This window comes from uncultured Senegalimassilia sp. (genome assembly GCF_934632265.1).
Taxonomy (GTDB): domain Bacteria; phylum Actinomycetota; class Coriobacteriia; order Coriobacteriales; family Eggerthellaceae; genus Senegalimassilia.
The window spans coordinates 1-8,905 of sequence record NZ_CAKTYH010000082.1 but is presented as its reverse complement, the minus strand read 5'-3'; the positions used below and the strand labels follow the sequence as shown (position 1 = coordinate 8,905).

The following is an 8,905-nucleotide window of genomic DNA, read 5'->3' as shown; positions in this document are numbered from 1 at the left end:
GAGGGCGGGATGTAGGCCGATAACGCCGATGGCCCGCCTAGACATCGGCAAATTTGCGAAAGATCCTTGACGGTACCGGCGGAGCCGGCACACACCGATGCGCCGCAGGCGTCTGGCCGACAACAGTTGGTCGCGTCCTGACAAAAGATTCTAGGACGCCGTGTTCATTGAACGAAAAACCTGCCGGCGGAACGGTGATGCGGGGCCAACGACCTGGATGGATGAGCCATATAGACAGCGAGCAGGCAAGTAGGCTGGTCAGCGAAGTCGCGAGATGGTGCTCAACGGCAGGCGAAACGGTCGGCCAACAGGATGTCAGGGTAAGTGGCCCACCTGAGCAATCGGCCAGCCGCTAGACGAATGGGAAGAAGAACAAGTAGCCGGCCGGGCAACATGAGTGAGTGAGTGAGTGAGTGAGTGAGTGAGTGATGGTCACGTAGGCAACCCTATGCTGCTGGCGGGAAACTGGCGTTTTCAGCGAAAATCCGCTTGAAGTCCTCGAGGTACGGGCCGGTGATGCCCAGCTTGCAGACCTCGTCGAAGCTGGCGATGCCGAAGCTTTCCAGATAGTCGCGCACGTCGTACGCCACGGCGTTCTTGTCGCCCAGCATGCCCTCGTCGTACAGCTCGCCGATGGCGACGGCAGCGCCCATGCGGAAGAACTCCTGGAACATGCGCTCGAGCTGCGCGGAGGAAGCCCCACCGCACGACGGCGCGTCGTCGGCAGCTTCGTTTGGACCCGCTGCCTGCATCACGTCCTCGGCGGCATAACGCTCGGTCGCCTGATCATAGGGCGCATACGCGCCATACCCATCGATCATGAACTCGCCTTCATCAAAGCATACGGGCTGCGAGGCGCACTGACCTGCAAAGGATCGAACCTGCCCGGCAGTCCCCTTGATTGCGCAGCACGCAGACCGCGAGGCACGCTGTCCCGTAAAGGCCTGAGCCCGCCCGGCTGAACTCTCGAATGCGCAGCGAGCGGACTGCGCACGTCCTTCCACACGCGCATGACGGCCGCGGGACGCCTTCGTATCGCTTGCAAATGCTCCGAACATGGACGTGTGCTTCTTGGCGAACATTTCAGGCTCCTTACCTGCGTGTTTCTTAGTTGATGCTTCGCATGGTACGCCGTCTCGACGATTTTGCTGTCCCATGTATGGGACTCGAGATAAATTCGCCGGTTTTTTCTCGAGCCCCTCGTGAACGCCAAACGTAAGACCTGCCTATGCGGCAGATAGCCGCGTAAGCTTAGTCGCAGCGGGAGACGAACTCATAAAGAAGCGGTCCCGCAAGCCTAGTTGTTGCAGGAGGCCATCTCGTAAACAAACAGCCTCGCAAGCCTAGTCATAGCGGGAACAGCCTCGGAAAGAAACAGCCCCACAAGCTTAGCTGGAGATGAAGACGACCTCGCAATGAAGCAGCCTCGCAGGTCTGGTTATTGCAAAAGGCGGCCTCATAAAAAGGCCGCCTCACAAGCCTAGTTGTAGCGATAGAACCCTTCGCCTGCGTCAACGCCCGTTTTGCCTGCGTCGATGCGCTCCTTAAGCGCTGCTGCGATCTTCGCGGGAACGGAATCGGGGTCTTTCGTGCGCGGATCGAGCACCACGATGTTATACGCCGTGGTAAGGCCCACGATATCCAAGATACGGAACGGGCCCAAAGGCGCGCCCGTACCAAGCATCCACGTTTTGTCGATGGTCTCCGGATCGGCGACGCCGGTTGCATACAACGCCTCGGCGGCGTTCAGGAACGGCACGAGCATACTGTTCAGGATATAGCCGGGCTGCTCCTTGTGCAGCTGCAACGGCACCATGCCCAGGTCGGCGGCGAAACGAACCACCTCATCGTAGGCCGCCTGATCGGTTCCAGGATGCCCCATGACCTCAGCGGTATTGTTGCGCCAGATGCGATTGGCGAAATGCAGCGCCAGGAACTTCTCGGGGCGGCCCGTGGACGCCGCGATCTGGCTAGGCAGCAATGTGGAGGAGTTGGTGACGAGGATGGTGCTTTCCGGCAGATACTTTGCCAGCTCCGCGTAGAACGCATCTTTTTGCTTGGGATCTTCCGCAATGGCCTCGATCACCAGGTCGGCATCCTTTGCCGCAGCCTCATAGCTGGTGGTGAAGACGATGCTCTCGAACGCCTGCTGCGCACGCTGCTTCAGCTGCTCGATCTGGTCAGCAGAAAGCTCGGGCGTATCGGCCAAGCCGCGACAATATGCCGCAGGGTCGCTCTTCATCGCCTCGAGCGTTGCCAGATAGGTTTGACGCAGCTGCTCGAACTTCGGCCTGGCGCGCTCGACGGACCCTTCGCTTCGCAGCCACACCGTAACGGCGAAACCCTTGTATGCCGCCTGATATGCGATCTGACTTCCCAGTACTCCGCCACCGGCGACGACAACGTTCTTGATAGTCATATCCGACCTCCGATCCGCGCGTATGTTCAACTTGCTTATGGCGCGAGACCGGATTGGGGCCCCGCGCCATAAGCCTAGCACGCCTCCAGGAAGCCGCATTCATTTGCCACGCAAACGGTGGCAATTCGTTGCTACCGGCGCTCAACGGGTCCGGCAGCGGCGAATCGCCGCCGACGAGCGCCCGAAACCCGCCGCTCCCCCGCACGCACAGCGACAGCAGAGGCAGCCGCACCGCCGAGGAATCGACTAGAACTCGTCAAGCAGCTCGTCGGCAAAGCCCACGCGGTAGTTCGCGAACACCACGCCATCACCTTCCTGCGTGGCATCTAGGTCCACATCGGCGACGATGACGAAATCGTTATCGCCCGCCTCATCGTGGAAGATCTGGCGCACATGCCACACGTGCAGCTCTTCCTCATCCGCCTCGTCGAACATCAGATAGGCCTTCGAGCGCGCATCGGCATCCAGCAGGATCTCCTCATGCGCCTTGTAGTACTCGTCCAAGGCCTGCATCCAAGCGCGCTCGCCGAAGCCCCAATCGCCGTCGGCCTCGCCAAGCCCCGCCGTATCGCGATGAGCAGCCATGCGGACACGGCTGAACAGGGCATTGCGCACGAGCACGGTGAGCCCGCGTCGATCGCGCACGACCGCTTCGGCATCGGCGGCGTCGGGCGGAGCGGCGTCCAGCACCGCTCCGGCGTTCTCCCATTCGTCCACCAAGCTGCTATCGACGCTGCGCACGATCAAGCCCAGCCAAGCGATGATGTCCTTCAGCTGCTCGGTGCGCTTATCCTCGGGAACGGTGCGGTCAAGGCCGCGGAACGCCTCGGACAGGTAGCGCAGCAAGATGCCCTCATAGCGCATGATGCCGAGCTTCTGGATGTATCCCTTGAAGTCCGCCGCGCTTTCCAACATGTCGCGCAGCACCGATTTCGGCCGCAGGCAGTAATCGCGCGCCCACGGCACCGCATCGCAGTACTTCGAGAACGCCGCGTCCAGCAGGTCCTCCAGCGGCTTGGGATACGTGACGTCGGCGATGCGCTCCAAACGCTCGTCGTAGTCCACGCCGTCCATCTTCATCTCCGCCATGGCGGCATCGCGCGCCTTGCGCTCCTGCGCGCGCAGCACCTGCCGCGGGTCTTCCAAGGTTGCCTCGACCATGGACACCAGGTCGAACGCGTACTCGGGGCTTTCCGGGTCGAGCAGCTCGAGCGCCGCCAGCAAAAACGGCGACAGCGGTTGATCGAGCGCGAAGTCCTCCGGCAGGTCCATGGTGACCGAGTACACGTCCTCGCCGTTCTCGTCCACCTCATGCACCACCACGTCGGCATCGATGAGCGTTTGCAGCACCTCGGCGGCGCGCACGTGAAGCTTGACCTTCTCCTCCGCCGGCTGCAGCGAATCCTCGATAAGCTGGTCGACGCGGGCGCGGGCGTTTCCGCCCTGCTCCACTTCGGCCAGCACCATGGAATGCGTGATACGCATGCGCGGCGTCAGCTGCTCGGGAACCGATTCGATGAGCTTGTTGAACGTGTCCTCGTTCCAGTTCACAAAGTTCTCGGGCGGGCGCTTCTTCTTGATCTTCTTGAGCTTCTTCGGGTCGCCGGCGGCCTTCACCTCGGCCTTGTGGTTCTCGATCTCGTGCTCGGGGGCCTCGGCTATGACCATGCCCTCGGTATCGAAGCCCGAGCGGCCCGCGCGACCGGCGATCTGGTGGAACTCGCGGCTGCGCAGGCGGCGCATCTTGCGACCGTCGAACTTGGTGAGCTGCGTGAGCACCACGGTGTGGATGGGCACGTTGATGCCGACGCCCAGCGTGTCGGTGCCGCAGATGACGGGCAGCAGGCCCTGCTGCGCTAGCTTTTCCACCAGCAGGCGGTAACGCGGCAGCATGCCGGCATGATGCACGCCCACGCCGCAGCCCAGCAGGCGCTTCAGCGTTTTGCCGAACGCCGTGGAGAACTGCGCTCCCTTCATGGCCTCCTTGACCGCCTCGCGCTGCTCCTTGGTTGCCACGCCGTAGCTTGCCAGGTTCTGCGCGCTGGTAAGCGCCGCATCCTGCGAGAAATGCACGACGTACAGCGGGCCCTCGTCCTTGCGCAGCGCAAGCTCGACCGTTCCCTCGAGCGGGGTGAGCGCGTATTCGTACGACAGCGGCACCGGTCGCGGGGCGTCGGTGACGTTCGAGACATCGCGCGTGGTTTGGCGGCGCAGCAGATCGGCGATCTGCGTAACGTCGCCCAACGTGGCGCTCATAAGCAGAAACTGCGTTTTCGGCAGCGTGAGCAGCGGCACCTGCCACGCCCAGCCACGGTCGGTATCGCTGAAGAAGTGGAACTCGTCCATGGCAACGCTGTGGACAAGGGCATCCGGTCCTTCGCGCAGCGCCTGGTTCGCCAAGATCTCCTCGGTGCAGCAGATGACGGGCGCATCGGTGTTGATATGAACATCGCCCGTGATCATGCCCACGTTGTCGCGGCCGAGCAGCTCAACCAGGTTGAAGAACTTCTCGCTGACCAGCGCTTTGATAGGCGCCGTGTAGTACGAGGTCTCCCCAAAGCACATGGCCATGAAGTGCATGCCCAGCGCGACCAGGCTTTTGCCGCTGCCCGTGGGCGTGCCCAAGATGACGTGGTCGCCCACCATGAGCGACATGAGCGCTTCCTCCTGGTGGGGCCACAGCTCGATGCCGCGGTCGGCAACCCAGTTGGTGAACGCCTCGAACGCCTCCTCCTCGGTGAGCTCCGGGTTCGTGTCGTACAGATGGTAGGCCAGCGCACCCAGCTCGCCGGGCTCGTGGCCTTCGGCTTGCGCAGCCAGCGTCTCGACGATGTCCTCGCCTTCGAACGTATGAATATCAGCCATAGGGCAGTTCCTTTACAAAGCATGCGAATCTAATGTGTTCGACTTGCTGTAGCAGCAAGTCGAACGCTCGTGTGTCCAATGTAAATTGTATCGCGACTGCACAAGCAAACGCCCCTGCGAAGCGGAACCGCGTTCCGAAGGAAGTCCTCTACTCGCCAGCGCTTAACAGCACCGAGTTCTCATAAAGCGACTCAGGCGCGAAATCCTGGCCAGCAGGCCATTCGACCGCATCGCCGAATTCCGTGATGCGAACCTTCTTGAAATACCCGGAATCCCTCAACCTACCCATGAAATCGCCCTGCAATCGCGGCATAGGATCGAATACGCGCGTCGTGCCATCGGACCACTTCATGACAAGGGTGCCCTTTTCGGTAGGTTCGACAGACAGAATCTTTAAACCGCAAACCCATTTCATGGCGTACCCCCTATCTCAAAGGCGGAATGCGATAGCATTCGCCGGTGCTATTGGCCAAGAACCAGTTTTCGTTCAATTCTTGCTCGTGAAGGGCTATCCAGGCCAGAAGCAGTTTCTCTTGCTTTGGCGGAATCTTACCGCCAAGCAGTTTTCCCTGCAACGAATACGAAGCGTCCATGCTGCCGTAGTACACGTGGACATGAGGCAATGAGTGTTGCTGATCATCGTCGAAATACATTCTCACGACGATCCCGTAAAACCTGCTCAGCTCGGGCATACCAGTCCCCTTCCCAGGCGGCGCGCCGCCTTCCCGTGGCGAAGAGGATCTTGCGAACGTGGTATGGGCGAAGGCGGGACCCTTCGCCAGCTTGGGCACGGCTAACCGCCGAGCGTTCGCACTGGCTCATTGCAAGCAGTATATAAGCGAACGTCCGTACTGTCAATACAAACGTTCGTCTTTTCGGATTCCACAGTGTTTATCAGGGGAAACGCCGATCCGCTATTCCGCCTTCAGGCTGGCCATGACCAGTGCCTGGCCGAACAGCTGGCCGCCGCCGTTGGCCACCGCGAACCTTGCGCGCTCGGGGTCGTTCACGACCGAGCCCGCCAGCTCGTGCACCCCGCGCTCGAACAGCGCCGGCGGCATGACCACGCTCGGCCCCACCATCACCGTGGCGGCATTGCGCGCCAGATCGAGCAGGCGCGGCGCCGTTTTGTTGATCAGCGTCACGCCGGCGATGAACGCGTAGTCCGCCTGCGGCATCACGTACTCGCACCCCGGGTCGGGCGTGTCCAGGCCGTCGCGGCAGTTCCGCTCCAAAACGGTGAGGTTTGCGTACTCGGCGATATCCGCCACGTGCGGGAAATGCCCCACGACCACGACGTTCGCATCGCCTTTGGCGGCGATTTGCGGCTTGTACGCGCAAAACGCGTGCTTCTGCCCGTTGCCGCCGCCCTCGTCCTCGCCATGATGCTCGGCGGGATCGGCGAACTCGCAGCCGAGCGGGGCGAGCAGCTCGCGGCGCGAATACCACGCGTTCAGCGCCGCGATGCCCAGCGTGGCCTCCTGAAAGCACCAGGACTTCGGAAGCTCTGCCACCTGGCGCAGCTCCATGCCGCGCAAATCCATCTTATACGTGCGCTCCCCCCCTCCGCGCACGGTGAACGCCACGCCCATGCCGCAATCCGCCTCGACATACGACCAGTTCAGCCCCAAACAGTAATCGCGCACGAACACGCCCTCGGGAATGCCCGCGATCATCTGGTTGTACAGGTCCCACGCGGTCCCCGGCGCTTCCGTGCCCGGAAACGAGATTGCCGCCGTCTCCCGCAAACCCGCCTGATTCTGCTGCGTTACCATAACGCCCCTTCCTTAACGACATCGAAAATGCCAGCTTACGGCTATTCTTTCGTCAGTATTATCGCCGCTTGCCTATAATGTAACGCATCCTATGGACGAAAGAAGGGGTCAGCGTGCTGTTTCTACTCACCGGCGACGTGCAGATCGGCAAAACCAGATGGCTGGAGAACCTGTGCGCCAGCCTGCAAGCAGCGGGCACGTGCGTCGCGGGCGTGGTTGCGCCCGGGCAATGGGTGCCGCGGCCCGAGGGACAACCCGGCGGCAAGCACGGCTTCGACGGGGCCGGGCGTTTCGAGAAGCTGGGCATCGACAACGTGCTGCTGCCGCAGGGCGAGCGCATCGGGTTCGCACGCCGCCGCGACCTGGCCGCCGAGGGCGAGGCGTTCGCGGAAGGGGCGCAGGCGAAGGCGGCGAAGCTGGGCTGGGCCATCTCCGACACCGCGATCGCGCAGGTCAACGCCCACTTCGCCGCGCTAGCGAAACAAGCGAGCATCACGCCGGCCGACGATGGCGCCGATAACCCCACGACCGCGCAAGCCGCCAATGAACCCCAGCTCGCCGCGCACGCGATGCTCGTGGTGGACGAGCTCGGCCGTCTCGAACTTCTGCGCGGATGCGGGCTGACCAACGCGCTGGCCATCCTAGACGCCGGCCCCACACCGCAATTCCCCCACGCCATAGCCGTGGTGCGCGAGACGCTGCTCAACGACGCACGCCGGCGCTTCAAGCCGCGCTGGGGCAAAGCAACCGCCATCGGCCCCGACGACGCATCCCGCGAACTCGTGCTCGAAACGGTGAAGGTCACCGGGAGCGCACGTTAACATGGCTTTTGCCCCGAAGCCGACGAGACGCGACTTCACGTCGGTCGGCAGCATACGCTTCGCGCCAGTGCGGAAAACTGGGCGCAACTAGAATGATGAGACGGCAGAACCAGGGTCATCGAGTGGGAGTAGGCTGATAGGGTTCTGACCTGCATTTTTGAGTGCCTCACTGTGCCGCTGAGTTTCCTTTCGTACGACAGTCATGGCAAAGCCACCAGCGACGGCGGTGAGTAAAAACGATGATCTGGCCTCCGTTCCCGCTTCGGGACGGGGGCTTTTTCTTTGCCTTTTTACTCCCTTTCACCTGCGATTTCGCCATTTACTCCCCTGTGTTTCAAGACGGCAGGGTACGTGGCGGCATTCGGAGGAATGGGAGTAAGGATTCATCCCGAGTGAGTAGACGTGCGATTTTTGTCCCCGAAGGCGAAAAGGGGCCGTTTCGGGGCCTGTGAAACTCAAATCGAACTCAATAGGCGTTTTTACGGTCTCCGTACGGCGTTTCCCCAGGTGGTTAATGGGGAGTAAAGAATCTAGCTGCCTCAATGAAAACGGGAGTAACCAGGGGAAATGCCTTGGCGTATTGTCGTGTGCCGCCATGTAAGCCACCGCGCCATTTACTCCCCATATACGCTGGAAATGCCTTTGCATGCAATGGGGAGTAAAAACTCAGCATGCGCAGGTGCGAGCGGCGCTCACCGCCTAGCTTGGCGTCCTGATTCGGTTGCGTTGATTGCGAAATGCGAGGAGCCGCTACAGCGAGGCTTTCCAGTCCTCGTACTCGGCGGCGTCGATCTCGCCGTTCTCGAGCTGCGCGCGCTTCTCTGCCCACAGCTCGATCGCCATCGCGGCTTTGGGAGCGCGTGGAGCCTTGGGGTTCAGGGAGAGGCCCGAGCCGTCGGCTGCGGGAACGATGCCAAAGGAGTCCTCGAGCCGCACGAGCAGCGACGCGAGGTCGCCCGCGGTCTCGACGCCGTAATCCTTGAGGGCGTTGACGGAAACGCCGAGCGCGGCGGAGATGGACTCGA

8 protein-coding genes are annotated in these 8,905 nt (G+C 61.9%); 1 reads left to right on the top strand and 7 read right to left on the bottom strand.

Going from position 1 to position 8,905, the window contains the following annotated elements:
• Window positions 1-446 precede the first annotated feature (446 nt).
• From Q0H50_RS06780 to Q0H50_RS06755, 6 genes are all read right to left on the bottom strand, one after another.
• On the bottom strand, window positions 447-821 hold the full coding sequence (locus tag Q0H50_RS06780; protein WP_294420786.1) for a hypothetical protein: 375 nt from the start codon (window positions 819-821) through the stop codon (window positions 447-449).
• 659 nt (window positions 822-1,480) lie between these two features.
• Complete coding sequence (locus Q0H50_RS06775) at window positions 1,481-2,419, bottom strand: 3-hydroxyacyl-CoA dehydrogenase (protein ID WP_294420784.1); 939 nt, start codon at window positions 2,417-2,419, stop codon at window positions 1,481-1,483.
• 246 nt (window positions 2,420-2,665) lie between these two features.
• Complete coding sequence (locus Q0H50_RS06770) at window positions 2,666-5,284, bottom strand: RNA helicase (protein ID WP_294420783.1); 2,619 nt, start codon at window positions 5,282-5,284, stop codon at window positions 2,666-2,668.
• Between the two features lie 148 nt (window positions 5,285-5,432).
• Complete coding sequence (locus tag Q0H50_RS06765; protein WP_294420782.1) at window positions 5,433-5,699, bottom strand: DUF2442 domain-containing protein; 267 nt, start codon at window positions 5,697-5,699, stop codon at window positions 5,433-5,435.
• A gap of 10 nt (window positions 5,700-5,709) precedes the next feature.
• Window positions 5,710-5,976: a DUF4160 domain-containing protein gene (locus tag Q0H50_RS06760; RefSeq protein WP_294420780.1), complete on the bottom strand. Its 267-nt coding sequence runs from the start codon at window positions 5,974-5,976 to the stop codon at window positions 5,710-5,712.
• Between the two features lie 222 nt (window positions 5,977-6,198).
• Window positions 6,199-7,059 carry a DUF364 domain-containing protein gene (locus Q0H50_RS06755; protein ID WP_294420778.1) on the bottom strand — a complete coding sequence of 287 codons (861 nt, stop codon included), beginning with the start codon at window positions 7,057-7,059 and terminating at the stop codon, window positions 6,199-6,201.
• A gap of 113 nt (window positions 7,060-7,172) precedes the next feature.
• On the opposite strand from Q0H50_RS06755, the gene Q0H50_RS06750 reads away from it, so the two are divergent.
• On the top strand, window positions 7,173-7,880 hold the full coding sequence (locus tag Q0H50_RS06750; RefSeq protein ID WP_294420776.1) for a hypothetical protein: 708 nt from the start codon (window positions 7,173-7,175) through the stop codon (window positions 7,878-7,880).
• Between the two features lie 750 nt (window positions 7,881-8,630).
• Here Q0H50_RS06750 and Q0H50_RS06745 read toward each other — a convergent pair.
• Window positions 8,631-8,905: XRE family transcriptional regulator (locus tag Q0H50_RS06745; protein ID WP_294420774.1), on the bottom strand; the 275-nt coding region annotated here is incomplete at its 5' end.

Coding starts and splice junctions, on each gene's coding strand:
- Q0H50_RS06780 (WP_294420786.1), bottom strand. CDS start 821: ATGATCGATGGGTATGGCGCGTATGCGCCCTATGATCAGGCGACCGAG.
- Q0H50_RS06775 (WP_294420784.1), bottom strand. CDS start 2,419: ATGACTATCAAGAACGTTGTCGTCGCCGGTGGCGGAGTACTGGGAAGT.
- Q0H50_RS06770 (WP_294420783.1), bottom strand. CDS start 5,284: ATGGCTGATATTCATACGTTCGAAGGCGAGGACATCGTCGAGACGCTG.
- Q0H50_RS06765 (WP_294420782.1), bottom strand. CDS start 5,699: ATGAAATGGGTTTGCGGTTTAAAGATTCTGTCTGTCGAACCTACCGAA.
- Q0H50_RS06760 (WP_294420780.1), bottom strand. CDS start 5,976: ATGCCCGAGCTGAGCAGGTTTTACGGGATCGTCGTGAGAATGTATTTC.
- Q0H50_RS06755 (WP_294420778.1), bottom strand. CDS start 7,059: ATGGTAACGCAGCAGAATCAGGCGGGTTTGCGGGAGACGGCGGCAATC.